The organism is uncultured Halomonas sp., assembly GCF_947501415.1.
Classification (GTDB): Bacteria; Pseudomonadota; Gammaproteobacteria; order Pseudomonadales; family Halomonadaceae; genus Halomonas.
On the sequence record NZ_CANMVL010000007.1, the window covers coordinates 226,359 to 252,257 of the forward strand.

Below are 25,899 nucleotides of genomic sequence, written 5' to 3' on the forward strand. Positions count from 1 at the left end.
CGTGGTGGTACATCGTCCGCACTGTACCCCGGGTGGCGATGCCGGGATAATGCGCCCGATTCCCGACTCGTTACCCAGGAGAGCGCCATGTCGTTTCACTTCGAGGAGCACGACCCCGAAACTTACCGCCGCAAGGGTCGCCTGATCAGCCTGGCCATGGCGGCCCAGCTGGTCGTCTTCGGACTGCTGTTTTCCCAGTTGCTGCAGGCTGCCTTCGACGGCGGCTTCTGGCTCAATGTGTTGGGGGTTGTGCTGGGCCTGATATCGACCAGCCTGGTATTTGCCGTGGTGCGTGAGCGCCCCTGGATGGCGGAGGTGCGTTATGCGTGGCAGCTCAAGCATCACCTCGCGCGGGTCAGCGGCTACCTGCCTGGGCTGCGACGTGCCTCCGAGGAGGGCAATGATACCGCCCTGGATCTGCTCGCGTTCTACCACCAGGGCATGCTGCAGCTAGCCGACCTCAACGGTCGCACCCTGGATGATGATGGCGAAGCCGTTGCCGAGCGCCTGAGGGTGCGTCAGGCCCGGGAGGAGCGGGGCCTGCCCGAGCGCGTCGAGGGGTTCGACCCCCACGACCTCGCGGCCTTCCGCAAGGGGTAGCTCGAGCGTGGCCGCCTGTCAGGCGGCCAGGATGTCGCCTCTCACCCGTCGGTTCATCGTACTGTCACCTCTCTCGCCTAGTCTGACCTCGTTAGCTGGAAGCGTCTGACGCTTCCCCAACCCGACGAGGAGAGCAGCATGAGCAAGGAAATCGAGGATCACCGCGTCCTGAACCCCGGCACCAACGAGCCCTTCGCCTCCGTTCTCGAGCGTCATGTCACGCGGCGCAGTGTGATGCGTGGCGGCCTGGGGCTGGCGGCCGCCTCGATGCTGGGTTTCGGTGGGGCCGCTCAGGTGCTGGCTTCGAGTGTCGACCAGAAGACGCCACTGGCCCTGGCCTTCGAATCGGTACGCGGCTCGCGCACCGACGCCGTGGTGGTGCCGCCAGGCTATACCGCCCAGGTGCTGGTGCCCTGGGGCACATCGCTCGCTGAAGAGACCCAGGGGTGGCATGACGGGCTGCCCATGACCGCGGAGCGTCAGGCCACCAGCGTGGGCATGCACCATGATGGCATGCATGGCTTTGCGCTGGATGAGTCGACGGCCTCCCGGCGCTTCGTGCTGGCGCTGAATAACGAGTATATCGACCAGCAGGCGCTGTGGGCGCCTGAGGGAGGCCCGACCAATGCCGAGGAGGGTGTCCGCCCCGCCGAGGAGTCGCGCACCGAGATCAATGCCCACGGGGTGACTCTGGTGGAGGTGGAGGCGTCCGCCGATGGCCACTGGCGCCATGTGCCTGGTTCTCCCTATAACCGTCGGCTTACCAGTGCGTCCGTGATGGATATCTCCGGGCCGGTCGCCGGCAGCGACTATGTGCGCACCCGCTTCTCGCCGGAGGGCAGGCTTGCCCGCGGCACCAACAACAATTGCGGCAACGGCTTCACGCCCTGGGGCACCTACCTGGCCTGCGAGGAGAACTGGCCCAACATCTTCGTCAATACCGGCGAGCGCTTTCGGGACGATGCTCGCATCGGGGTCCCCACCCGGCGCTCCCGCTATGGCTGGGAGACCTCGGCGGGTGACTCCTCCGAGCAGAACGACGAGTTCGCCCGCTTCGATATCACCCCGCGTGACGCCGATGCCCGCGGGGACTATCGCAACGAAGCGCGTACCTTCGGCTATCAGGTGGAGATCGATCCCTACGACGGCTCTCGCCGAGCCGTGAAGCGCACCGCGTTGGGGCGCTTTCGTCACGAGGGTTGCTGGCTCGGCAAGCTTCAGCCCGGCAGGCCGGTGGTCTTCTACTCCGGGCACGACGCCCGCAACGAGTATATCTACAAGTTCGTCTCCGCCGCCGCCTGGGAGCCGACCGACGCCAACCGCCCAGGCGAGGCCTATGACCGCCTGGCCATCGGGGCCAAGTACCTGGATCACGGCGTGCTGTATGCCGCGCGCTTCGATGCCGACGGTCGAGGGGAGTGGTTGCCACTGACCCCGGAGGCGAAGACCACTGATGGTCGCCGCCTCCACCAGGCGCTGGGGTTGGCCGCCGACGACCTGGCAGGCATCATCATCAACACCTGCGACGCCGCCGATCTGATGGGGGCCACGCCCATGGATCGTCCCGAGTGGGCCAGCGTGGACCCCGCCTCCGGCGAGGTCTATATCACCCTGACCAACAACAGCCAGCGCACCGGGGAGGGGAGCGAGGAGACCTTCACCAATGGCGGCAGTGCGGTCGAGGAGCCCGGTGTGGGGTTTGCCACCGCCCCGACCAACCCCGCCAACCCGCGTCCCGACAACGGTGCGGGACATATCATCCGCTGGCGGGAGGGCGATGGAGTGACTCGCTTCGCATGGGAAGTGTTCGTCTTCGGGGCGTCAGCCACCGATAGCGACAACCCCTCCGGGCTGACCGAGATGAATCAGTTCGCCAGCCCCGATGGCCTCTGGTACGACGACCGTGGTGATGGTCAGGGGATCCTGTGGATCCAGACCGATAACGGCTATGAGGGGGTCGCCGAGCACACCAATGATCAGCTGCTGGCGGTGGTGCCGGGGGCCCTGGGGTCAAGCGGCGAGCAGGCCGTGGTGACTGCCGATAACCAGCAGCACCTCAAGCGCTTCGCGGTGGGACCCAACGGCTGCGAGGTCACCGGAATCTTCGCCACCCCGGACAGAACGGCGCTGTTTATCAATATCCAGCACCCAGGCAACTGGCCGGCCTCGGAGGATGCCACCGAGGAGGCCCAGGGCAGTGTGCGGCCCCGGGCGTCTACCGTGGTGATTCAGAGGCAGGATGGCGGGCAGATCGCGGTGTAGCGCGAGTCGGCAGGTCATCGGCGTCGGCCGGGGGCGCCTGTTGCCCGGAGGCCGACGCCTGACGCCGCTACTGCTCGGTGAGCAGTCGTGCGGCCCGCTTGGCGAAGTAGGTCAGCACGCCGTCGGCGCCGGCGCGCTTGAAGCACAGCAGGGATTCGAGGATCACGCTATCGGCATCCAGCCAGCCGTTCTCGAAGGCCGCCATATGCATGGCGTACTCGCCGCTGACCTGATAGGCATAGGTGGGTACCTTCAGCTCATCCTTCACCCGACGCACCACGTCGAGGTAGGGCATGCCGGGCTTTATCATCACCATGTCGGCACCCTCGCTCAGGTCCATGGTCACCTCATGCAGCGCCTCGTCGCCGTTGGCCGGGTCCATCTGGTAGGTGCTCTTGTCGGCCTTGCCCAGGTTGGCGGCGGAGCCCACCGCGTCGCGGAAGGGGCCGTAGTAGCGCGAGGCATACTTGGCGCTGTAGGCCATGATGCGGGTATTGACCCGCTGTTCCTGCTCGAGCACCTGACGAATCTCGCCGATGCGGCCATCCATCATGTCCGAGGGTGCCACCACGTCGGCACCGGCCTCGGCGTGGGAGAGCGCCTGCCTGAGCAGCGTCTCCACGGTGCGGTCATTCTGCACATAGCCCTGCTCGTCGAGGATGCCGTCCTGGCCGTGGCTGGTGTAGGGGTCCAGGGCCACATCGGTGATGATGCCCAGCTCGGGAAGGGCCTCCTTGAGGGCCCGCACGCTGCGTTGCACCAGGCCATCGGGGCTGTAGGAGGCCTCGGCCAGTTCGCTCTTCAGCGAGGCATCCACGACCGGGAACAGGGCCAGGGCGGGAATGCCCAGCTCGAGTGCTTCGCGGGCCTCCTCGATCAGCAGGTCCACCGAGAGTCGCTCGACCCCCGGCATGGAGGGCACCGGTTCGCGCTGGCCCTCGCCCTCCAGGACGAAGACCGGCCAGATCAGGTCGGCCGGCGTCAGCACGTTCTCGCTCATCAGACGGCGCGAGAAGGCATCGCGGCGCATGCGCCGCATGCGAGTGGCGGGAAAGTGGCGTGGGGTCGTGAAGCTCAAGATCGTCTCTCCGGCTCTGGCGCCACCGACGGAAGTCCGGCGCTCTTTGATGACTTGGATGGGAATGGACGGCCCATGAGTATATCAGTGTGGCCTGGTGCCGAAAGGCTCGCCTTGTCGCACCCGAGGGATGGCTCTAGAGTGTCATATTCGATTATTGGTCCTGTCGCTCGTTGGCAGGCGACTTCTGCAAGGAGATAGGCATGAGCAAACAGGTGGCGGTGATCCTCTCGGGCTGTGGTGTCCATGATGGCGCCGAGATCTACGAGACCACCCTGACACTGCTGCGGCTCGACCAGCTGGGTCTCGGCTATCGCTGCTTTGCCCCGGATATTCCCCAGCATCACGTCATCGATCATCGAAGCGGTGAGGAGGTGGAAGGGGAGACGCGTAGTGTGCTCAGTGAGTCGGCTCGCCTGGCGCGGGGTGATATCCAGGCGCTGGACGAACTGGACGCCGACGAGTTCGATGCGGTGATTCTGCCCGGTGGTTTCGGTGCCGCCAAGAATCTCTCCAGCTTCGCCATGGATGGCGCCGAGATGCGGGTACTCGACGAGCTCAAGGAGACGCTGCAAGGCTTCCATGAGGCGCGCAAGCCCATCGGGCTGATGTGCATCAGCCCGGTGATGGTGCCCAAGCTGCTCGGCACAGGCATCGCCGTCACCATCGGTCAGGACCCCGGGGTGTCGGGTGCCATCAGCGCCATGGGGGGCTTGCACCGCAGCTGCGGCGTCGAGGATATCGTGGTCGACTTCGAACACCGGGTGGTCACCACGCCGGCCTATATGCTCGCCACCCGCATCAGCGAGGCCGCCACCGGCATCTTCAAGCTGGTCGATCGTGTCGATGAGCTGATGGACCTCTGACCGGGCTGGGCCCGGAGCCGTAAGCTTGTAGAGCGACGCTTCACGCCTGGAAGCTAAATCGCCCCCATGGCGTTGCCATGGGGGCGATCTGTTCTAGGCTGCGGACCAGCTTACGAGTCGTCCTTCAGCTCGCGGCGCTCCTTCTTGCGTCGGGCCAGGCGGCCGAACAGCAGCCCCACCTCGTAGAGCAGATACATGGGGATCGCCAGCAGGCTCTGGGAGATCACATCCGGCGGTGTGAGCAGCATGCCGACCACGAAGCAGCCAAGCACCACATAGGGACGCTTCTTCGACAGGCTCTCCACCGTGGTGGCGCCCGAGGCGATCAGCAGGAAGGTGGCGATGGGTATCTCGAAGGCCATGCCGAAGGCGAAGAACAACTTCAGGACGAAGTTGAGGTAGGCGTTGATATCGGTCATCACCGTCACGTTCTCCGGCCCGGTCTGGGTGAAGAACTCGAACAGCAGCGGGAAGACCGCGTAATAGGCGAATGCCGCACCGGCGTAGAACAGCAGCACGCTGGAGGCCAGGATCGGGATGGCCAGGGCCTTCTCGTTGTCGTAGAGGCCCGGGGCCACGAAGGCCCATGCCTGATGCAGGACATAGGGCACGGCGATAAACACGGCCGCCACCAGTGTCAGCTTGAAGGGGGCCAGGAAGGGCGATGCGACTTCGGTCGCGATCATCTGTGATCCCTCCGGCAGCAGCGCCATCAGCGGCTGAGCCACGAAGAGATAGATGTCGTTGGCGAAGGCGTAGAGGCCGAGGAAGATCACCAGCACCGCCACCACCGCGCGCAACAGACGCGAGCGCAGCTCGATCAGGTGCTCGATCAGCGGGGCCTGGTGCTGTTCCGGGCCGTCACCGGGGTTGCTCATCGTTGTGGGGCGTCCTTGTCGACGGAGGAGGGCTGGGGGGCGGCGTCAGCGTCGGCGGCACCCTCGCGAGCGCGTGCCAAGGCATCATCCAGGCGTTGCTCCGGGGATGACTCGGGCGCCTGTTGAGGGGGCTTCTCGGCCTCGTGGATCCCACCCTCGTGCTTGGCGAGGCCCTCGACGCCGTGCTTCACCCGGGAGACGCTGTCGTCCAGCTTCTTCTGCTGCTCGTCGAGCTTCTGGCGCAGCTCCTCCGCCTCCAGCTGGGCGCTGATCTCGCGCTGCATGCCGGAAACGGTTCGCTTGATCTTGCCGATCCACAGGCCCAAGGTGCGCGCCGCCTTGGGCAGCCGCTCCGGTCCCAGCACCAGCAGGCCTACCACGCCGAGCAGCAGGAGTTCGAGAAAGCCGATATCGAACATGGCGGTTTATTTGCGCTCTTCTTGTTCCTCGGGCTTTCGCTCGGCCTGAACATCGTAGGTATTGGGCTCTTCCTTGTGGTCGACGCGGGCCTGCGCTTCGCTCTCGGCGCCGTTCTTCTCGTCCTGCTCGCCCTTTTCATCCTCGCTCATCGCCTTCTTGAAGCCCTTCACGGCGCCACCCAGATCGGTGCCGACGTTGCGCAGCTTCTTGGTGCCGAAGATCAGAATGATGATGCCGAGTACGATCAGCAGCTGCCAGATACTGATGCCACCTAACATTAGTGCTTCCTCTTGTTGGGGGTTCCGGCTCACCCGGAACGGCCAGTGATGTCGTGTCCAGCGGGTTATGGCTTGCGTGCGGCCTTCTCGTCGTGGCCGGAGATGCCGAAGCGACGCGCCAGTTCGTCGAGTAGTGCACCATGCTCAAGCCCGAGATGCGACAGCATTACCAGGCTATGAAACCACAGGTCAGCCGTTTCGGCGATCAATGCCTGACGTTCGGCATCACCGCCGTCCTCGGCGTCCTTTGCCGCGAGCAGGGTCTCGGTAGCCTCTTCGCCGACCTTCTCGAGTATCTTGTTCAAGCCCTTGTGATGCAAGGCAGCGACGTAGGAGTCTGCTGGATTGGCCTCGCGACGTTGATCCAGGACAACCTGAAGCCGCTCAAGAATATCGCTCATCGATGACGTCTCCGTGAAAAAAGGGGGCGTGAAACGGGGTCAATACCAGGCCAGCAGTACCAGCCCGATGGCGGTGGCGACCAGCGCCGGCCAGGGTTGGCCATCGGCCCATTCGGCCAGTGGCTGCCAGGCCATGGCCAGCGCTACCAGCAGCAGGCCCAGACGCAACCGGCGATGGCGCCGCCCCTGGCGCTCCAGCTGATACTGGATGCCCCCCAGTGCCTCGCCCTGGCGCCGTCGCTGGCGCTTTTCCAGCTCGGCCTGAGCCAGCGCCTGGTGGGCCAGGGTTGGCAGCTCGGGCAACTGGTGACTGAGCTCAGGGGCGTGGCGCTTGAGAGAGGCCCACAGCCCCTTTACCCCGGCACGCTCCTCCATCCAGCGCTCCAGGTAGGGCTTGGCGGTCTGCCACAGGTCCAGCTCGGGATAGAGCTGACGCCCCAGGCCTTCGATATTGAGCAGGGTCTTCTGCAGCAGGACCAGCTGGGGCTGTACCTCCATGTCGAAGCGACGGGCGGTCTGGAACAGACCCAGCAGCACCTGGCCGAAGGAGATGTCCTTGAGCGGTTTCTCGAGTATCGGCTCGCACACGGTGCGAATCGCCGCGGCAAACTCGTTGGCGCGGGTGTGCTCGCCGACCCAGCCCGACTCGATATGCAGCGCCGCCACCTCGTAGTAGTCCTGGTGGAAGAAGGCCAGCAGGTTGCGGGCGAGGTAGTCCTGATCCTCGCGGGTCAGGCTGCCGACGATGCCACAGTCGATCGCGATGTACTGGGGGTCGTGTGGGTGCTTGCGGGAGACGAAGATATTCCCCGGATGCATGTCGGCGTGGAAGAAGTTGTCACGGAACACCTGGGTGAAGAAGATTTCCACGCCGCGCTCGGCAAGCTTCCTGAGGTCGGTGCCCTGGGCCTCGAGTGCGTCGATATCGGCGACCGGCACGCCATAGATACGCTCCTGGACCATGACCCTCTGGCGGGTCAGCTCCCAGTGAATGGCGGGCACATAGAGCAGTGGGGAGTCCTTGAAGTTGCGCTTGAGCTGGGAGGTGTTGGCGGCCTCCTTGTGCAGGTCGAGCTCGTCGAACAGGGTGGTCTCGTAGTCGCGCACCACCTCCACCGGACGCAGGCGTCGCGCCTCGGGCACGAAACTCAGCAATCGCGCGAAACGGTAGAGCAGGGCCATGTCCTGGCGCATCACCCGTTCGATGCCGGGACGGATGATCTTGACGACGACCTCCTCGCCGCCGTGTAGCCGGGCGCCGTGTACCTGGGCGATCGAGGCCGAGGCCAGCGGCTCGGTGTCGAAGCGGGCAAAGGCCTCGGTCACCGGTAGCCCGAGCTCCGTTTCCACCACCTCACGAGCCTGTTGGCCGGGGAAGGGGGGTACCTGGTCCTGTAGCCGCTTGAGCTCGTCGGCCACGTCCTCGGGCAGCAGGTCGCGGCGGGTGGAGAGTACCTGACCGAACTTGATGAAGATGGGGCCCAGCGACTCCAGGGCCAGGCGCAGGCGCTCTCCGCGGGAGCGCTCGCTGATGGGGACCAGCCGCAGCGGCGAAAGCCTGAACAGGGTCCGCAGCGGCCAGGGGAGGCGCTCGAGAGGCAGCAGGGTGTCGAGACGGAAGCGGGTGATCACCCACAGGATGCGCAGCAGACGCAGCAGGATCATGCCGTCACCCTGTCCGCCATACGCCGGTGCAGGCGAGCCAGGCGTGCCTCCAGGCGGTCGGAGGCCACCTCGAGCTCGGTAAGGTGGTCGCGCAGTACCTCGAACTGAGGGCGGCCCGGCAGCAGGCGCGCCTCCTCGATCAGGTACTCCGAGAGGTCGGCATAGAACTCGTCGCGGGAGCGCAGCCCGAAGCGGCCCAGGCGGCGCAGGCCCTCGGCCAGGCTGTGAGCCGGGATATCGCCGAGCCAGCGGGCCAGCTCCCCCTCCCAGTCCAGGTCGAGGTCCAGCAGCAGGTCGCGGGTAGCTTCCAGCAGCGGGATGCGGCCACGCACCGCCAGCCGTCCCTGGAACATCAGGCGCTCCATGGAGGCGCCACCGAGCAGGGCACCGAGGCTCTCGGCGTCAAGCTCGACCACGGCATCATGGTCCTCCTCGGCGCCGCCTTCGGCGCGCAGCAGGTCGAGGCCACCGGGGTGGAAGTGGATGGCGAGTGCCAGCTCGGGGTTCTCGAGACGCAACAGCAGGCGCTGGCCCGCGAGGCGGGCGAGGCGTGAGGGCGCAGCCGGGTCACGGGCCAGCAGGGCGTTCAGGGTTCTCTCGGCGGCGGCGAGCAGCAGGGTCGGGGTCACGGCCATGCCCACCTCAGAGCTTTATGCCGCGGTGCAGGGCCACGATGCCCCCGGTCATGTTGGTGTACTCCACTCGCTCGAGGTCGGCCGCTTCCATCATCGACTTGAGTGTCTCCTGATCGGGATGCATGCGGATCGACTCGGCCAGGTAGCGGTAGCTGTCGGCATCGCTGGCCACCAGCTGCCCGATTCTCGGCAGCAGACGGAAGGAGTACTCGTCGTAGGCGCGGGTCAGCAGGGGATTGCGCGGCTTGGAGAACTCCAGCACCAGCAGTCGGCCGCCGGGCTTGAGCACCCGGGTCATCGAGCGCAGGGCGGCATCCTTGTCGGTCACGTTGCGCAGGCCGAAGGCGATGGTGATGCAGTCGAAGGTATTGTCCGGAAAGGGCAGGCATTCGGCATTGGCCTGGACATACTCGACATTGCCGCCCACACCATGGTCGAGCAGCTTGTCGCGGCCGACGCGCAGCATCGACTCGTTGATATCGGCCAGGACGACACGTCCGCGTGGCCCCACCGTGCGCGAGAACTTCAGTGTCAGGTCGCCGGTGCCGCCGGCGATGTCGAGCACACTGTGCCCCGGGCGCACGCCGGCACGCTCGATGGTCAGGCGCTTCCAGAGGCGGTGGATGCCGAATGACATCAGGTCGTTCATGACGTCGTAGCGGGCCGCCACGGAGTGAAACACATCGGCGACCCGGGAGGCCTTCTCGTCGAGAGGCACTTCCTGGTAGCCAAAATCGGTGGTCTGCTGGTCCCTGGAGCTGGAGTTGGCGCTCATGCGATGGGGCTCCCGAATCGCTGCATGGGAGAGGTCAAGGCCTCGGATGGGCGCCATTGTAGCCTCCCGCAGCGGCGATTGTCTTGACGCGGGTTACAGCTGCTTGATTTCTATACCCAGTGGCTCGCGGCTGGCGCCGGCCGCCTCCAGACGCTGGAGATAGTCGGCCCAGTTGGCCTCGCGGTGGTTGATCAGCCACCACAGGTAGTCCCAGCTGAACAGTCCACTGTCGTGGCCATCATCGAAGTGCAGCTTGAGGGCGTAGCGGCCGGCAGGCGTGATGTCCTTGAGCCCGACGAACTGCTTGCCCGTCTGCAGGGTCTCCTGGCCGCGGCCATGGCCGCGTACCTCGGCGGAGGGTGAGAAGACCCTCAGGTACTCGATGGCGAGCCGGTAACTCTGGCCATCGGCATAGCCGAGCTCCAGCTCACGGGCCTTGCGATGGTAGTGAACATTGGTGGGAATAGGGGCGGTCATGGGCACCTCCGGTGAGCTTGAAGCTGGAAGAGCGCCGCTTCGCGGCTGGAAGCTGGAAGAGTCTGGTTACGCCGAGAATGGGAAGAGAGCCCGCTTTGCAGGCTTATGCCTGGGGCTGGAAGACAGACTCTGGCTCCAGAGTTAGCGGGGGCATGATGTCTTCCAGCTTCCAGCTTCCAGCTTATGGCTTAAAGCTGGGGTTAGAGGATATACCGCGACAGATCCTCGTCCATCGCCAGCTCGCCGAGCTGGGAGTCGACGTAGGCGGCGTCGATGGTCAGCGGGGTGCCGATATCGCTGCCCTGGAAGGAGGCCTCCTCCAGCAGTCGCTCCATCACGGTGTGCAGGCGGCGCGCGCCGATGTTCTCGGTGCCCTCATTGACCTTCCAGGCGATCTCGGCGATGCGCTCGATTCCGTCTTCGGTGAAGGCGACCTCGAGCCCCTCGGTGTTCAGCAGCGCCTGGTATTGCTTGGTCAGCGCCGCGGAGGGCTCGGTGAGGATGCGCTTGAAGTCATCCGGGGTGAGGGCGTTGAGCTCGACGCGGATCGGCAGGCGGCCCTGCAGTTCCGGAATCAGGTCCGAGGGGCGCGACAGATGGAAGGCGCCGGACGCGATAAACAGCACATGATCGGTCTTCACGATGCCGTACTTGGTCGAGACCGAGGAGCCCTCGATCAGCGGCAGCAGGTCGCGTTGCACGCCCTCGCGGGAGACTTCGCCGCCGCTGGACTGGCCGCCGCCCTTGCAGACCTTGTCGATCTCATCGAGGAAGACGATGCCATTCTGTTCCACCGATTCGATGGCGCGGGCCTTGATCTCCTCCTCGTTGACCAACTTGCCGGCCTCCTCGTCGCGCAGCACGGCGAAGGCATCCTTCACCGCGATGCGGCGCGTCTCGGTCTTCTGCTTGCCCATGCCCGAGAAGAGGCTCTGCAGCTGGTTGGTCATCTCCTCCATGCCCGGCGGGGTCATGATGTCGACATTGGGTCCCTGCTGGGAGACCTCGATATCGATCTCCTTGTCGTCGAGCTGTCCTTCGCGAAGCTTCTTGCGGAAGATCTGGCGGGTGGAGCTGTCCTGGCGGGGCTCATCTTCCTGGCCCCGGGGTGGTGGCAGCAGGGCATCGAGGATGCGCTCTTCGGCGGCATCCTCGGCGCGGTGCGCGACCTCCTCCTTGGCCTGTTCGCGAACCAGCTTGATGGCCGCCTCGGTAAGGTCGCGCACGATCGATTCCACGTCGCGGCCCACGTAACCCACCTCGGTGAACTTGGTGGCCTCGACCTTGATGAAGGGAGCACGGGCCAGCTTGGCCAGGCGGCGGGCGATCTCGGTCTTGCCGACACCGGTGGGACCGATCATCAGGATGTTCTTGGGCGTCACTTCCTGGCGCAGATCGCCGTCGAGTTGCATGCGCCGCCAGCGGTTGCGCAGGGCAATGGCCACGGCGCGCTTGGCATCCTGCTGGCCGATGATGAACTGGTCCAGGGCGTGAACGATCTCGCGGGGGGTCATCTGGGTCATGGTGTCGGCCTTAGCCCGCCTTGGCAGGCAGCTCCTCGAGGGTGACGTTGTGGTTGGTGAACACGCAGATATCGCCGGCGATCTCGAGCGACTTCTCGGTGATCTCGCGGGCCCCGAGGTCGGTGTTCTCGATCAGGGCACGCGCCGCGGCCAGGGCGAAGTTGCCACCGGAGCCGATGGCGATGATGCCGCCCTCCGGTTCCAGCACATCGCCGTTGCCGGTGATGATCAGCGAGGCGTCCTTGTTGGCCACGGCGAGCAGCGCCTCCAGGCGGCGCAGGGCGCGATCGGTACGCCACTCCTTGGCCAGCTCCACGGCGGCCTTGACCAGGTTGCCCTGGTACTTTTCCAGCTGAGCCTCGAAGCGCTCGAAGAGGGTAAAGGCGTCGGCGGTGCCGCCGGCGAAACCGGCCAGCACGTCGCCGCGATAGAGGCGCCGCACCTTGCTGGCGTTGCCCTTCATCACGGTGTTGCCCAGCGACACCTGGCCATCGCCGGCCAGCGCCACCTGGTCACCGCGGCGCACGGATACGATCGTGGTCATGGAGGGGACTCCTTGGGGGAGCGGGTCAACGGCTCCCGATGACTTTCGGCGCCCTGCGGGCGCCGTAACGAATCTGTCTGGTGGGAGTAGGTGTGGGCGTGGCGCCCGAAATTCAAGCGGGCAGCATGCAGATGGGGAGTGTCGGCTCAGTTGTTGAGCTGGATAAGCAGTGGCTCGATGCCCTGGGTGGTCATCAGGTCCTGGGCACGCGACAGCTCGCGACGATCCTCGTAGGGGCCCACCTGAACGCGGTGCCAGGTCTGGCCGCCGCCTGCCTTGACCTCGCTGACCTGCGCCAACAGGCCGAAGTCCCGAAGTCGGCTGCGCAGCTGCTGGGCATCGCCGGCCTCGCGGAAGGAGGCAGCCTGCAGCATATAGCGCTGCCCCGAAGCGCTGGTGGCAGTCGTGGTCTGCTGTGCCGGCCGCTCCGTCGCCTGGCGGTCGTTGGATAAGTTGGCGGCGATCACCTCGGCGATCGGGTCATCCGCGGGAGCCGAGTCAGCGTCGGCTGCGACCTCCGCCGCCGGTGGCGGGGTCGCCGTGGAAGCGGGCATCTCCCCGCCGGGGGCGATCACCTCGGACTCCGGCAGCAGGGTATAGAACTCGAAGGTCGGCATCGGTGGCTCGCTGGGCTCCGCGGGTGGCGCTGGTGCGCTCTCGGGCGAGGCGCTCCGCGGCAGTACCGTGGCCAGCGGTGAGTCCTCTACCTGCCAGGGTGCCACACCGTGCTGATGCTGGGAGAGCAGGAAGCCGGCCACCAGGCCGGTCAGGCCCCATACCCAGCCGGGAAGGCGCCATTCGCGGCGGGGCTTCTTGCTGGGCTGGCGCCGGTTGTTGGTGGCGCCGCGCTTCTTCACAGGCTGCTTGCGAGTCGCCATGGGTTACATCTCCTCCGGGGCGCCGACTCCCATCAGCTCCAGGCCATTGCGCAGCACCTGGCGGGTGGCCAGGCCCAGGGCCAGGCGGGCGTTGCGCAGGGCGTCATCCTCGACCATGACCTTCACCGCGTTGTAGCAGGTGTGGAAATCGGCGGCCAGATCGAGGAGGTACTGGGCGATCTGCTGAGGCTCGCGGGCGGCGGCCGCGTGAGTCACCGCTTCGGGGAAGCGGGCCAGGCGATTCAGCAGCGCCTTCTCCTGGTCCTCCTCCAGACGACCCAGGTTGTCCATGGCCAGGGCATGGTCGAAGGGCAGTCCGTCATTCGTTGCACGACGCTCGACGCTGCATACCCGGGCGTGGGCGTATTGCACGTAGTAGACCGGGTTGTCGTTGGACTGCGAGCGGGCCAGATCGATATCGAAGGTGAGCTGGGAGTCGGCACGTCGCGCGGCCAGGAAGAAGCGGGTGGCATCGCGCCCCACCTCGTCGATCAGGTCGCGGACGGTCACGTAGCTGCCGGCACGCTTGGAGAGCTTCACCTCCACGCCGGAGCGGGTCACCATCACCATCTGATGCAGCACGTAGTCGGGCCAGCCCTGAGGGATGCCGGCTTCCAGGGCCTGCAGGCCGGCGCGCACCCGGGTCACGGTGGAGTGGTGGTCGGCCCCCTGTTCATTGATCACGGTGGTGAAGCCGCGCTGCCACTTGTCGAGGTGATAGGCCACGTCGGGCAGGAAATAGGTGTACTGGCCGTCGGTCTTGCGCATCACCCGGTCCTTGTCGTCACCGAAATCGGTGGTGCGCAGCCACAGGGCGCCATCCTGCTCGTAGGTGTGGCCATTCTCGATCAGGCGCTCGACGGTCGCCTCCACCTTGCCGTCGCGGTAGAGCGAGGACTCGAGGAAGTAGACGTCGAAGTTCACGCCGAAGGCCTTGAGGTCGAGGTCCTGCTCGCGGCGCAGATAGGCCACGGCAAACTCCTGGATCGCCGCCAGGTCGTCCGGGTCGGCCTTGGCGGTAACGTGGCGGTCGTCGGCATGCACGGTCTCGCCACCCAGGTAGGCATTGGCCACATCGATGATATAGCCACCGCGGTAACCGTCCGCCGGCCAGCCTTCATCCTCGGGGCTGAGCCCCTTGACGCGGGCCTGTACCGAGAGCGCCAGGTTGGTGATCTGGGCGCCCGCGTCGTTGTAGTAGAACTCGCGGGTCACATCGAAGCCGGTGGCTTCGAGCAGGCGACAGACGCAGTCGCCGATGGCCGCCCCGCGACCATGGCCGACATGCAGCGGTCCGGTGGGGTTGGCGGAGACGAACTCCACCTGCACCTTCTGCCCCTGACCGGTGAGGCTGCGTCCATAGGCATCGCCCGAATCGAGCACCTGGCGGACCACCTGTGCGGCGGCGTCGGTGGCGGCGAAGAAGTTGACGAAGCCGGGGCCGGCGATTTCGATCCGGCTGACCGCCGGGCTCTCGGGCAGGGCGGCCACCAGGGTGTCGGCCAGGTCGCGGGGCTTGCGGCCGGCCGGCTTGGCCAGCATCAGTGCCAGGTTGGTGGCGTAATCGCCATGCGCCTTGTCTCGGGTCGGGTCGACCTTGATGGTCGGGGCGAGGTCGGCGGGCAGCACGCCCTGCTGCTTGAGGGAGTCGAGGGCGTCCTCGAGCAGCGCAACGATAGTCTCTTTCATGGGGCGTTGGATATCCTGTGGCGTCGGGGTGAGCGGCCGATGAACCGGCGATAATGAGACGCTCGGCCCGGCGTGGGCATGGAAAGGGAGCCCTGTACGGGCATGGCCGGCCATTATCGGCAATTGCGCGCTGGCTTTAAAGGGCGGGGCTGTGCCCCGAGCGATACGCATTAAGCCGTAAGCTTTAAGAAAAACCCCTTGCCGCCAGGCTTGACGTCGACATGCCGGCTTACGGCTTATCGCTAGGATAACGTCTGCGGATCAATATCCAGCGACCAGCGCACTCGACGCGCCTCGGGAGTGGCCTCCAGCCAGGCGGTGAGCCAGGCGCTGGCCTCGTGAAGGGCGCTACGCTTTTCGGCGCCGAGCATCAGCTGCAGGTGGTAGCGGCCCTGGCGCCGCTCCATGGGGGCCGGCACCGGGCCCAGGCAGTCCACCTCCAGCTGGCGTTCGGCCAGCCAGGCTCGTAGTGCGGCGGCGGTGTGGCGACCCAGGTCGCCGGCGGCCTCTTCCTTCGCACTCTCCAGGCGCAGGAGGGCCAGGAAGCGGAATGGTGGCAGCGCGGCGGCGCGCCGCTCTTCCAGGAGGCGCTCGGCGAGGGCGGCATAGCCGCGCTCGGCCAGCAGGCGCAGGTGAGGGTCCTCGGGATGCATGGTCTGGACCAGCACTCGACCGGGGTGGGCGGCACGACCGGCGCGGCCAGCTACCTGTACCAGCAGCTGGGCCCCCTGCTCCAGGGCGCGGAAGTCACTGGCATAGAGGCCGGCATCGGCATTGACCACCACGACCAGTGTGACATGAGGCAGATGGTGCCCCTTGGCGAGCATCTGAGTGCCCACCAGCAGGCAGGGGTCCCCGCGGCGAACCTCCGTCAGGGTCTGCTCGAAGGCGTCGCGACGGCGGGTGCTGTCGCGGTCGATGCGGTGCACCGGCACCTTGGGGAAGCGCTCGGCGAGAGTCTCCTCGGTGCGCTCGGTGCCGCTGCCCAGCGGCCGCAGGTCGATGCTCTGGCACTCGGGGCAGGCGTCGGGCAGGACGCGGCGGCGATCGCAGTGGTGGCAGGCCAGTAGCGGCGGCTGGCGGTGGAGGGTCATACGGGCGTCGCAGGCGTCGCACTCGGCCAGCCAGCCGCAGGCATGGCAGGCCAGAGTGGGAGCGAAGCCGCGGCGATTGATGAAGACCAGTACCTGGTGGCCCGCGTCGAGGGTCTCCGAGATCGCCTCCAGTGCCGGAGGGGCCAGGCCACCCAGGCGGGGACGTCCCCGCAGGTCGAGAAGCTCCAGGCGTGCGGGGGCGTGGCGGGTGGCGCGCCGGGTCAAGGGCAGGTGGCGCCACTCGCCACGGTGCGCGCGGGCCAGGCTTTCCAGCGAGGGCGTGGCGCTGCCCAGCAATAGCGGGATGCGGTGGTGATGGGCGCGGGCCACGGCGAGGTCTCTGGCATGGTAACGCAGCCCATCCTGCTGCTTGTAGGAGGTGTCGTGCTCCTCGTCGACGATAAGCGCGCCGGGGCGGGCCAGTGGAGTGAAGATCGCCGAACGGGTGCCGACCACGATAGGAGCCCGGCCGCTGGCGGCGGCCTCCCAGGCATCCAGTCGTTCATGCTCGGTGAGTCCCGAGTGCAGGGCGACCACCGGTACTCGGAAGCGCTTGCGGAAGCGTGACAGGGTCTGGGGGGTGAGGCCGATCTCCGGTACCAGTATCAGCGCCTGGCGGCCGCGTCCCACGACCGCCTCGATCAACTGCAGGTAGACCTCGGTCTTGCCGCTGCCGGTGACTCCCTCCAGCAGGCAGGGGTGGTAGCCATCGAGCCGCTCGTGGAGCGCCGAAAGGGCGTGGGCCTGCTCGCGGTTGAGCGGCAGCGCTGGGCTGGCCAGCAGATGGTCAGGATCGGGGAGAGGCGCGGCGGTGAGGGGTTCCTCGTAGCGCTCGACAAGCCCCTTGGTGGTGAGAGCCTTGAGCTGGTCGCGGCTGAATGACTGGGCGAGGATCGCCTGGCTGGCCAGACCGTGGGGGTGCTGGCGCAACATCTCCAGCAATGCCGCCTGGCGCGGGGCTCGGGGCAGGGTGTCGCTCCCCGATGCGTGCCCCGCGGGGGTAAGCGCCCAGCGCTCGCGTGTGCGGGGAGCCAGCGCACGTCCCTGACGCAGCAGGACCGGCAGTGCCTGGTGCAGGGTGTCGCCCAGCGGGTGCTGATAGTAGCGTGCGGTAAAGCGGCACAGCCATAGCCAGTCCGGAGGCAGTGGGGCGTCGTCCAGGCAGGCAGTTACTGGCTTGAGGGCGGTCAACGGCAGGTCACTCTGCTCGCGACACTCCACCACGATGCCGACCACCTCGCGGCGACCGAAGGGCGCACGCACTCGTAGCCCCGGCTGCCAGCCGCAGGCCGGCACGTCGTGGGTCGGGCGGTAGTCGAACAGGCGATGAAGCGGCGAGGGAATGGCGACGCGTAGCACCCGCGGAATCGGTGAATCTGGCAATTGGCCTCCGGCGGCGACTCTGGTAGTATGCGGCGCTCCCCGGCGCCTGATCGACGGCTCGGGGGTTCCGGTGATCCCATGATTGTTTGGCAATCGATAGTGTTGCTCGTCAATCGATAGACAACCGTGTGCGGTGCCTGGCAGCGGATCAGGTGGCGGCATACAGCGCAACGAGGCTCAAGATGAAACAAGGTATCCACCCCGAATACAAGACGATCAGCGCGACCTGTTCCTGCGGCGCCACCTTCGAGGTCGGCTCCACCGCCGGTCGCGATCTGGAGCTGGACGTCTGCTCGCAGTGCCACCCTTTCTATACCGGCAAGCAGAAGCAGGCCACCACCGGTGGTCGCGTCGAGCGCTTCAACAAGCGCTTTGGCGCCGCGCTCAAGCGCTGATCGCGACCGATATCGGTCAGCCGTCACGAGAACCCGCCTTCCTGGCGGGTTCTCGCGTTTTGGCGGCAAGGTGCCGGTAGCGGCTCAGCCGAGCGCCCAGCAGGCGCTTCGAGGGGCGCTGTTCAGTAGTGGAATAATTTTCTATACTTGTTTAACAAGTCACCCTTCCTGATGGACTTCGAGCATGACTGACGCAAGACAGGCGGCGCTGGACTACCACGCGAAACCCATTCCCGGAAAACTCTCCATCGAGCTCACCAAGCCCACCGCCACTGCCAAGGACCTGGCACTGGCCTACAGCCCCGGTGTGGCAGAGCCGGTGCGCGAGATCGCCCGAGACCCTGAAAATGCCTACCGTTACACCGGCAAGGGTAACCTGGTGGCCGTGATCTCCGATGGTACTGCCATCCTTGGTCTGGGCAATCTCGGGGCGTTGGCCAGCAAGCCGGTCATGGAAGGGAAGGGGGTGCTGTTCAAGCGCTTCGCCGGTATCAACTCCGTTGACATCGAGGTCAATGCCGAGAGCCCACAGGCCTTTATCGATACCGTGGCGCGCATCGCCGATACCTGGGGGGGCATCAACCTCGAGGACATCAAGGCCCCCGAGTGCTTTGAGATCGAGCGCACGCTCATCGAACAGTGCAGCATTCCGGTGTTCCATGATGACCAGCACGGCACCGCCATCGTCACCGCTGCCGGGATGCTCAATGCCCTGGATATTGCCGGCAAGAGTCTGTCCGAGGCGAAAATTGTCTGCATGGGGGCCGGCGCCGCGGCCATTGCCTGCATGAAGCTGCTCGTCTCCTGTGGAGCGCGTGCCGAGAACATCGTGATGCTCGATCGCAAGGGCGTGATCCACAGCGGGCGTGAAGATCTTAATCAGTACAAGGCGATGTTCGCCGTGGAGACCGACAAGCGCACCCTCGATGATGCCATCGATGGCGCCGATGTCTTCGTGGGGCTCTCCGGCCCAGGCTTGATGAGCGCCGACCATCTGCTCAAGATGGCTGCCAACCCGGTGGTATTTGCGTGCACCAACCCGGACCCGGAAATCCATCCGGATGTCGCTCATGAGACCCGTGATGACGTGATCATGGCCACCGGTCGCTCCGACTACCCCAATCAGGTCAACAATGTACTGGGTTTCCCGTTCATCTTCCGTGGCGCCCTGGATGTTCGGGCCACACGCATCAACGAGGAGATGAAGGTGGCGGCGGTGCATGCGCTCAAGGATCTGGCACGGGAGCCGGTGCCCGGTGATGTGCTCGAGGCCTATGGGAAGGAGAGCATGAGTTTCGGTCGCGACTACATCATTCCCACGCCGGTCGATGTGCGCCTGCTGGACCGAGTGACCTCCGCCGTCGCCCAGGCGGCCGTGGATTCCGGTGTGGCGCGCCGCCCCTACCCCTCGCACTATCCACTCAAGACCGTGGACGATGTCTACGGAACATGAGCCCCTGTGTGCTAGAAGCTGCCCATGATGACGCCGGCCCTCGAGCCGGCGTCAGTCTATGTGCGCTGCTGGTTTACCAGTCGTAGAGAATGGAAGCGCTGGTGGTATAGTCGGTGCGCGCCTCAGCGTCCGCCGGCGGGCGGGAGGTATCCTTGATCTCGTGTGACAGCTTCAATGCCAGATGTGAGTTGAGCCGGGCGGTGAGTGACGAAAGTGATCGCGAGGTCGTGTTGTCGTCGGTGGCTTCCAGTGAAAGTTCTTGCTCCAGGCTTGCGGTCTTCGAGAAAGCCCACTCGTAGGCCATCGCGCCGTATGCCACGCCCAGCGAGGCGTTCTCCTTCCCTTCGATGCGGTCGTAGCGGTAACCCGGGCCCGCCTCCAGTGAAAGTCGGTGACGCTCGTCGTCGAGCAGGTCTCGCCCATAGCCGGCTATGGCGGTGAATTGCCGGTCATAGCCGCTGAAGCGGTCTCTCTCTCCGCGGGCGAAACCAAAGAGGTAGTGAGGGCCTTCGAGATTAAAGCGCTCGCGGCCGGCGACGAGGTACTGCTCGGCGCTGGTATCGCCGTCACGACTGACATTGCGGACCTCGCCCCGCAGGGTATGAGTCCAGTTGTCGGTCAACCAGGTGAGTCGACCCTTGGCGATCAGGGTCTGGCTGTCGGTGTTGCCGGACATATGGGTGTAGCCCAGCTCGGCGCTGCCGCTGAAGGCCTCGTCGTCCTCTGCGGGCAAGGGTGGGGCATAGAAGGGGGTGGAGTGCACCTTGCCCGCGATTGCTAACAGGCCGAAAAGCGCCAGCCATACAGGTGTGCAGGGCCGAATCGCAGAATACGGCATGGTCTGTCTCTCGGATTGCCAGGTGTCGTGATGGGTGAGCGGCGCGTGAGGCAGCAAAAGGGGGATGCCTCCACGCCGCTTCCAGCTAATGCCGGGGTTGGTCGCAGCGTTAGAAGATCGCCTCGTAGACGCCCGTGCCCTGAGAGCCACTCTGCTGTTCCACCTCGCGCTCCACACGGCGTGGCTGCTGCTCAGGCAGATGATCGGGGTGGAAGAGTTCGCTGATGCCGCCGCGCGATACGCGTCGGCCGGTCTCGGGATCGACACGGGCGGTGACCAGCTCGTCAGGAGCCTCCGGCATGGCCGGGGGCTTGCCGTCGAGGGCCTGGCCCATGAACGCTATCCAGATCGGCAGGGCAGCATTGGCACCGTATTCGGCGGTGGTGGTGTTGTCATCCTTGCCTAGCCAGACCGTGGCCACCAGGTCGCTGTTGAAACCGGCGAACCAGGTGTCGCGCTGACCGTTGGTGGTGCCGGTCTTGCCGACGATATCCTCGCGGCCCAGCTCCAGGGCACGGCGGCCAGTGCCGTTCTCGATCACGTCACGCAGCATGTCGCGCAGGATATAGAGGTTGATGGGATCGACCACGCGCTCGGCGACGGCGTGGCGCTCACCGTCGAGCGTTACCTCCTCCTGACCGGCGCTGCACTCGCGGCATGCCACGGCCGTCTCCGTCTCTTCCACCATCGTTTCGCCCTTGGCGACGCGCTCGATAAACCAGGGCGAGACCTTGAAGCCCCCGTTGGCCAGAACCGCATAGGCGCTGGTCATCTCCAGGGGGGTCAGGCTGGCGCTGCCCAGTGCCAGGGAGAGGCCATGGGGAAGGCGCGACTCATCGAACCCGAACCCTTTGAGAAACTCGATGGTCTCGTTAAGGCCTACCTCACGAAGCACGCGGATGGTCACCAGGTTGCGAGAGCGTGCCAGGGCATTGCGCAGACGCATCGGGCCCAGGAAGTCCCCGCTGGAGTTGACCGGGCGCCACAGCTCGTTGCTGCCGTCGTCGATCACCACCGGGGCGTCGTTGACGACGCTGGCGGCGGTCATCATGCCGCTCTCGAGTGCCGCCAGATAGATGAAGGGCTTGAAGATGGAGCCCGACTGGCGCTGAGCCTGTACGGCACGATTGAACTTGCTGGCGTTGAAGTCGAACCCGCCCTGCAGGGCGAGAATGGCTCCGGTATCGGGGTGCATTACCACCAGCGAGCCTTCCGCGTCGGGGCGCTGGGCCAGGCGAAGGCTGCCATCTTCACGCTCCATCACGCGCACCAGGTCGCCACGACCGGCGATCTCGGCTGCCGAGCCTGGCTCGGCACCGCGGTACCGTGCGCTCTTGTACTCGCGGGCCCAGGAGAGACCGTCCCACTCGATGGTCCGCAGTTTGCCTTCACGCATCAGCACGCGCATCTGGCGGCCTTCACTCTCTACCACGATGGCGGGATGCAGGAGTCCATAGCGCGGAGTGCGCTGCAGCACCTGGACCCAGTTGCTGACGTCGCCATCGATTCCCTCGACACGAGTCTCGCTGCGCTCGGCGGCGCGTCGGGCGGTCTCAAGCACTTCGGGGGACTCGTCGAGCTCCTCCTCCAGGCCGCTGCGTTCGGTGCGATCCTGCGCCTCTGCCAGGCTCGGCGGCAGCTGCTTCTCCTCCGGGCCACGCCAGCCGTGACGGGTGTCGTAATCGATCAGGCCCCGGGCCAGAGCGCGGCGCGCCATTGGCTGGAGCTCGCTGTCCAGGCTGGTAGTGATCTTGTATCCGCCGGTGTAGACCTCGCTCTCCCCGAAGCGCTCCACGGCATACTGGCGGGCCATCTCGGCGACGTAATCGGCATCGACTTCCGCCTGGGCGATATGGCGTTCGGCGGTGATGGGGGCCTGCACCGCTTCATCGTAGGTGGCCTGGTCGATATGCCCCAGTTCCCGCATGCGGAACAGGATCCAGTTGCGGCGAATCAGTGCGCGCTCCGGGTTGGTCAGCGGGTTGAAGCTGGAGGGGGCCTTGGGCAGGCCGGCAATCATCGCCTTCTCGGCCAGGGTCAGCTCGGCCAGCGGGCGGTTGTAGTAGATTTCGGCGGCGGCGGCGATACCGTAGGCGCGGTGGCCCAGGAAGATCTTGTTGACATAGAGCTCGAGGATCTCCTCCTTGCTGAGCACCTGCTCCATCTGCAAGGCGAGCAGGATCTCGCGAATCTTGCGGGTAAAGGTACGATCCAGAGTCAGCAGGTAGTTACGCGCCACCTGCATGGTGATGGTGGAGCCGCCGGACTGGATCTCCCCACCACTGGCCACCAGTTCCCCGGCCGCACGCAGCAGACCCTTGGGGTCGACACCACGGTGTTCGAAGAAGGCGTCATCCTCAGCGGCCAGCAGTGCCTGGATAAACTCCTCGGGGATCTGGTCATGATCGATCGGCAGGCGACGCTCCTCGCCATACTCGCCGATCAGCTTGCCGTCGCGGGTATAGATGCGCAGTGGTGAGTGCAGCTCGAAGTCCTGGAGCTGGCGCACGTCGGGGAGACCGGGGGCAAAGTAGAGGGCGGCGCCGACCACGCCCAGCCCGGCCGCGGCGATCAGCGAGATGGTCAGCCAGACCAGGGATAAGAGCAGGGTTCTGATAAACGTCATGAAATGGCGGTGTCCATGCAGGGAACTGGAGCGGATGTGAAGCGATGACGATACGTGGTTGCGACATTGGTTGCCGGGCCATTATAGAAAGCCCGGCCGAGGGTCACCAGCGTTGACGATGCTAGCCCAAGGTTTACCGTGTTAGTAATGGCAAGATCATGTAACCTCATGCGACAAAACTGAGGTAAGCAATCGAGACCTGCCGCCGTCACCAAGGCAGGCACATGTCAAGGCGAGCAAGCCGCACGACTCAGCAGGGGCAGGATAGAGATGCGTTTGATGGCATCAAGCAAGGGACTGATCGGTGTCGATATCACCTCGGCCACGGTCAAGCTTGTGGAGCTCAGGCGAGCTGGGGCCACGTATCAGGTGGAGAGCTATGCGGTCAGGCCGTTGCGCGAGGGCGCGGTGGTCGAGCGGCGCATCCAGGATATGGATGAGGTGGTTGATGCCCTTACCCGAGCCGTGCACCAGGCCAAGCCACATACCCGTCAGGCGGTGGTGGCAGTGCCCGCGAGCGCGGCGATCACCAAGACGCTGACGCTACCGGCATCGCTCAGCAGTGACGAGATCGAGTCGCGAATCGAGCTTGAATCTGACAAGCACATTCCCTTTCCGTTCAGTGAGGTCGCCTACGACTTCCAGCGCCTGGGGCTGAATGCCCGCTATGCCGACCAGCAGGACGTGCTGCTGGTGGCCTGCCGGCAGCAGGAGGTCGGCCAGCTGACCGATGCCGTGATGCAGGCAGGCCTGACGCCGGCTGCCGTGGATGTCGAGACCTTTGCCATGGAGCGTGCCTTCACCGAGGTGCGCCGGCAGCTGCCGGCGGATATCGGGGAGGAGGACAGTGTGGCGCTGGTGGATATCGGGGCCAACATGAACACCTTCCATGTGTTGCGTCAGGGGCGCGTCGTCTACAGCCGTGACACCGTGTTCGGTGGGCGCCAGCTCACCGAGGAGATTCGTAACCGTTACGGCTTGAGCTACGACGAGGCGGGGCTGGCCAAGAAGCGTGGCGGCCTGCCGGAGGACTACCAGCACAGCGTCCTCACCCCCTTCATCGACACCCTGGCCCAGCAGGTCGGGCGTTCGCTGCAGCTCTACTACACCGCCGGCCGCAAGCAGGAGGTGCGTCATATGGTGCTGGCCGGTGGCACCAGCGTGCTGCCGGGGCTGGCCGAGCGCCTGGCCCGGGAGAGCGGCATGGAGGTCTCCATCGCCAATCCGTTGGCACGCATGAAGGTCAGCAGCCGTATTGATGTGCAGACCCTTTCCGGTGAAGCACCGGCCATGCTGACGGCCTGTGGCCTGGCATTGAGGGCGCGCTCATGACGATCGAGATCAATCTGCTGCCGTGGCGAGAGGAAAAGCGGGCGCGGCGCAGCAAGCATTTCTATATGGCGCTGGGGGTGGCGGCGCTGCTGGGGATAGCCGGAGGCTATGCCATGACCTGGAACTATCAGCAACAGGCCGAGGTCCAGCGTGAGCGCAATGCCTATATCGAGGCTCAGGCGCGCCAGTTCGACTCGGCGATCCGTGAGGTTGGTGATCTGGAGAAGGTTCGCGATCAGGTGGTCGAGAAGGTGGGGGTCTTTACCGAGCTGCAGAACGGGCGCAGCCAGACGGTTCACGTGATGAGCGACCTGATCACCAGTCTCGAGGAGGGAGTGCATTACACCCAGTTCAACCGACAGGGTGACAGCCTGCGTCTCTCCGGGCGAGCCGAGGATAATGGCCAGGTTTCCGATCAGCTACGACGCCTGGGGGCGGCGGCATCCTTTACCGAGCCCGTGCTATCGGGAGTCGAAGCCGAGGGCGGCGGGGAGCGCAGAAGCTTCAGTCTCAGCATGAGCCAGCGCATGCCCGCAACGCACGCGGAAACTCACGCGGACAAGTCATCCGGCGGAACCGAGGAGGAGAGGCCATGAACCTCAATGCCGAGATGCGTCGGCTGCGCGAACTGGACTGGCGTGAGCTCGATATCAAGGAGGCCGGAGTGTGGCCCTGGTCTCTGCAGCTGCTGCTCTGCCTGCTGACGCTGGGTGTGACCCTCTTCGCCATGCACTGGTATCTGGCCGCGCCCGCCAAGGAGCGGCTCGAGCAGGCAAAGGCCGAAGAGCCACAGCTGATTCGCGCCTACCAGCGTCAGGCGGCCCTGGCCTCCCGGCTCGGACCGCTTCGCGAGCAGGTGGAGGCTCTCGAAGCGCGCATGGAAACCTTGCGCGAGATGCTGCCCAGTGGTGCCGAGATACCGGCGCTGCTCGACAATATTACCGAGACCGCCCTCGACAACCAGCTGGCGATCGACTACATCCGCCTGCGTGGCACGGCGGCCCGGGAGCATTACGTCGAGCAACCCTTCGATATCCAGGTGCGTGGTGACTATCACCGTATCGCCGCCTTCCTGGCAGGGGTCGCGGGCCTGCCCCGCATCGTTACCCTCCATGATATGACGCTGGCGCCGGAGGAGAGTAGCGGGCAGAGCCTGCGGCTTACCTTGGTGGCGCGCACCTACAGTTATCGGCAAGACGCGGAGAGCGGTTCATGAGGGTCTGGCAGAGGGGAGTTGCAGGGGGGGCAGGCCTGTTGCTGATCGCCGGTTGCGCCGATCCGCAGTTGACCAGCCTCGATCGTGAGCTGGCTGAGATTCGCAACAACCCGGCACCGGCGCCGACGGTAGAACTGCCTGAGATACCCGACTACGAGACGGTGCCCTACGATCATGCCGATCTGCGCAGCCCCTTCGTGCCGCGCCTGCCCGAGGCGGAGGAGCCAACTGAGGTAGCCACCGATCTGGCACCCGATCTGGATCGTGAGCGGGAAGCGCTGGAGGCCTACAACCTGGGTGAGCTGCGTCTGGTGGGGACCCTGACCGAGGGCGGCCAGCCCTCCGCGCTGGTGCGTGCACCCGATGGCCAGGTTCACCGGCTGCGGGTGGGCAACCATATGGGCAGCGATTTCGGTCGTATCGTCAGTATCACCTCATCAACGGTACAGTTGATCGAAATCGTGCCAACCGGGCGCGGGGGTTGGGTCGAGCGCACCACGCGCCTCGAGCTCAATGGCCAGCAGGGTGGCTAGCTCAGATGGCCCGGCAGTCAACAACAAGCGTGCACAGCGCAGCTGTCTATCATCGCTCCC

At 65.6% G+C, this 25,899-nt stretch carries 25 protein-coding genes; 9 read left to right on the plus strand and 16 right to left on the minus strand.

All coding sequences use genetic code 11. From position 1 onward, the window contains the following. Positions 1-87 precede the first annotated feature (87 nt). Positions 88-600 carry a DUF3087 family protein gene (locus Q0894_RS05645; protein WP_195688745.1) on the plus strand — a complete coding sequence of 171 codons (513 nt, stop codon included), beginning with the start codon at positions 88-90 and terminating at the stop codon, positions 598-600. A 138-nt stretch (positions 601-738) separates the two neighbouring features. Next, positions 739-2,862, plus strand: coding sequence for a PhoX family phosphatase (locus Q0894_RS05650; protein ID WP_299232267.1), 2,124 nt, complete (start codon positions 739-741; stop codon positions 2,860-2,862). Between the two features lie 67 nt (positions 2,863-2,929). On the opposite strand, the gene hemB is transcribed toward Q0894_RS05650, so the two are convergent. Next, positions 2,930-3,940, minus strand: a complete 1,011-nt coding sequence (gene hemB / locus Q0894_RS05655; RefSeq protein ID WP_299232269.1) for a porphobilinogen synthase — start codon at positions 3,938-3,940, stop codon at positions 2,930-2,932. 203 nt (positions 3,941-4,143) lie between these two features. On the opposite strand from hemB, the gene elbB reads away from it, so the two are divergent. Beyond that, the gene (elbB, locus tag Q0894_RS05660; protein ID WP_299232271.1) at positions 4,144-4,806 is read left to right on the plus strand and encodes an isoprenoid biosynthesis glyoxalase ElbB; all 663 of its coding nucleotides are present in this window, start codon (positions 4,144-4,146) and stop codon (positions 4,804-4,806) included. 110 nt (positions 4,807-4,916) lie between these two features. Here elbB and tatC read toward each other — a convergent pair whose 3' ends face one another. The 13 genes from tatC to Q0894_RS05725 all read right to left on the minus strand — a co-directional run bounded on the left by tatC (position 4,917) and on the right by Q0894_RS05725 (position 17,608). Further along, positions 4,917-5,684: a twin-arginine translocase subunit TatC gene (gene tatC, locus Q0894_RS05665; protein WP_299232273.1), complete on the minus strand. Its 768-nt coding sequence runs from the start codon at positions 5,682-5,684 to the stop codon at positions 4,917-4,919. Next, complete coding sequence (gene tatB / locus Q0894_RS05670) at positions 5,681-6,103, minus strand: Sec-independent protein translocase protein TatB (protein ID WP_299232275.1); 423 nt, start codon at positions 6,101-6,103, stop codon at positions 5,681-5,683. Before tatB ends, tatC begins: the two co-directional genes overlap by 4 nt. 6 nt (positions 6,104-6,109) lie before the next feature. Continuing rightward, entirely contained in the window at positions 6,110-6,382 is a 273-nt protein-coding gene (gene tatA / locus Q0894_RS05675; protein ID WP_195688751.1) for a Sec-independent protein translocase subunit TatA, read from the minus strand. 65 nt (positions 6,383-6,447) lie between these two features. Beyond that, complete coding sequence (locus Q0894_RS05680) at positions 6,448-6,783, minus strand: phosphoribosyl-ATP diphosphatase (RefSeq protein ID WP_299232277.1); 336 nt, start codon at positions 6,781-6,783, stop codon at positions 6,448-6,450. 39 nt (positions 6,784-6,822) lie between these two features. Then, positions 6,823-8,445, minus strand: a complete 1,623-nt coding sequence (gene ubiB / locus Q0894_RS05685; protein ID WP_299232353.1) for a ubiquinone biosynthesis regulatory protein kinase UbiB — start codon at positions 8,443-8,445, stop codon at positions 6,823-6,825. Then, positions 8,445-9,083, minus strand: a complete 639-nt coding sequence (locus tag Q0894_RS05690; RefSeq protein ID WP_299232279.1) for an SCP2 sterol-binding domain-containing protein — start codon at positions 9,081-9,083, stop codon at positions 8,445-8,447. The genes ubiB and Q0894_RS05690 overlap by 1 nt, the downstream gene beginning before the upstream one ends. A 7-nt stretch (positions 9,084-9,090) precedes the next feature. Further along, positions 9,091-9,858, minus strand: coding sequence for a bifunctional demethylmenaquinone methyltransferase/2-methoxy-6-polyprenyl-1,4-benzoquinol methylase UbiE (gene ubiE, locus Q0894_RS05695; RefSeq protein WP_299232281.1), 768 nt, complete (start codon positions 9,856-9,858; stop codon positions 9,091-9,093). A gap of 93 nt (positions 9,859-9,951) precedes the next feature. Next, entirely contained in the window at positions 9,952-10,335 is a 384-nt protein-coding gene (locus Q0894_RS05700) for a DUF971 domain-containing protein (protein WP_299232283.1), read from the minus strand. Positions 10,336-10,535: 200 nt separating this feature from the next. Further along, the gene (gene hslU / locus Q0894_RS05705; protein ID WP_299232284.1) at positions 10,536-11,858 is read right to left on the minus strand and encodes an ATP-dependent protease ATPase subunit HslU; all 1,323 of its coding nucleotides are present in this window, start codon (positions 11,856-11,858) and stop codon (positions 10,536-10,538) included. A gap of 10 nt (positions 11,859-11,868) precedes the next feature. Next, positions 11,869-12,402 carry an ATP-dependent protease subunit HslV gene (gene hslV / locus Q0894_RS05710; RefSeq protein WP_132042789.1) on the minus strand — a complete coding sequence of 178 codons (534 nt, stop codon included), beginning with the start codon at positions 12,400-12,402 and terminating at the stop codon, positions 11,869-11,871. Positions 12,403-12,548: 146 nt separating this feature from the next. Further along, the gene (locus Q0894_RS05715) at positions 12,549-13,280 is read right to left on the minus strand and encodes an SPOR domain-containing protein (protein ID WP_299232286.1); all 732 of its coding nucleotides are present in this window, start codon (positions 13,278-13,280) and stop codon (positions 12,549-12,551) included. A gap of 3 nt (positions 13,281-13,283) precedes the next feature. Further along, complete coding sequence (argS, locus tag Q0894_RS05720; RefSeq protein ID WP_299232288.1) at positions 13,284-14,969, minus strand: arginine--tRNA ligase; 1,686 nt, start codon at positions 14,967-14,969, stop codon at positions 13,284-13,286. Positions 14,970-15,211: 242 nt separating this feature from the next. Then, positions 15,212-17,608 (minus strand): primosomal protein N', encoded by a 2,397-nt coding sequence (locus tag Q0894_RS05725; RefSeq protein WP_299232290.1) that lies wholly within the window; start codon positions 17,606-17,608, stop codon positions 15,212-15,214. Positions 17,609-17,628: 20 nt separating this feature from the next. On the opposite strand from Q0894_RS05725, the gene rpmE reads away from it, so the two are divergent. Both rpmE and Q0894_RS05735 read left to right on the plus strand, forming a co-directional pair. After that, the gene (gene rpmE / locus Q0894_RS05730) at positions 17,629-17,841 is read left to right on the plus strand and encodes a 50S ribosomal protein L31 (RefSeq protein ID WP_132042781.1); all 213 of its coding nucleotides are present in this window, start codon (positions 17,629-17,631) and stop codon (positions 17,839-17,841) included. A 184-nt stretch (positions 17,842-18,025) separates the two neighbouring features. After that, positions 18,026-19,294, plus strand: a complete 1,269-nt coding sequence (locus tag Q0894_RS05735; RefSeq protein WP_299232292.1) for a malic enzyme-like NAD(P)-binding protein — start codon at positions 18,026-18,028, stop codon at positions 19,292-19,294. Between the two features lie 73 nt (positions 19,295-19,367). Here the strand turns inward: Q0894_RS05735 and Q0894_RS05740 are convergent, their stop codons facing one another. Further along, a complete protein-coding gene (locus Q0894_RS05740; protein ID WP_299232293.1) occupies positions 19,368-20,132 on the minus strand; it encodes a DUF481 domain-containing protein in 765 nt (254 codons plus the stop codon). Between the two features lie 109 nt (positions 20,133-20,241). Further along, positions 20,242-22,758 (minus strand): penicillin-binding protein 1A, encoded by a 2,517-nt coding sequence (locus Q0894_RS05745; RefSeq protein WP_299232294.1) that lies wholly within the window; start codon positions 22,756-22,758, stop codon positions 20,242-20,244. Positions 22,759-23,028: 270 nt separating this feature from the next. Between Q0894_RS05745 and pilM the strand changes: the two genes are divergently transcribed. From pilM to Q0894_RS05765, 4 genes are read left to right on the plus strand one after another with little or no spacing between them, the layout of a single operon-like run. Then, positions 23,029-24,090: a type IV pilus assembly protein PilM gene (gene pilM, locus Q0894_RS05750; RefSeq protein ID WP_299232296.1), complete on the plus strand. Its 1,062-nt coding sequence runs from the start codon at positions 23,029-23,031 to the stop codon at positions 24,088-24,090. After that, positions 24,087-24,686, plus strand: a complete 600-nt coding sequence (locus Q0894_RS05755; RefSeq protein ID WP_299232298.1) for a PilN domain-containing protein — start codon at positions 24,087-24,089, stop codon at positions 24,684-24,686. Before pilM ends, Q0894_RS05755 begins: the two co-directional genes overlap by 4 nt. After that, entirely contained in the window at positions 24,683-25,306 is a 624-nt protein-coding gene (pilO, locus tag Q0894_RS05760; RefSeq protein ID WP_299232300.1) for a type 4a pilus biogenesis protein PilO, read from the plus strand. The genes Q0894_RS05755 and pilO overlap by 4 nt, the downstream gene beginning before the upstream one ends. Continuing rightward, entirely contained in the window at positions 25,303-25,839 is a 537-nt protein-coding gene (locus Q0894_RS05765; RefSeq protein WP_299232302.1) for a pilus assembly protein PilP, read from the plus strand. The genes pilO and Q0894_RS05765 overlap by 4 nt, the downstream gene beginning before the upstream one ends. The last annotated feature ends 60 nt before the right edge of the window (positions 25,840-25,899 follow it).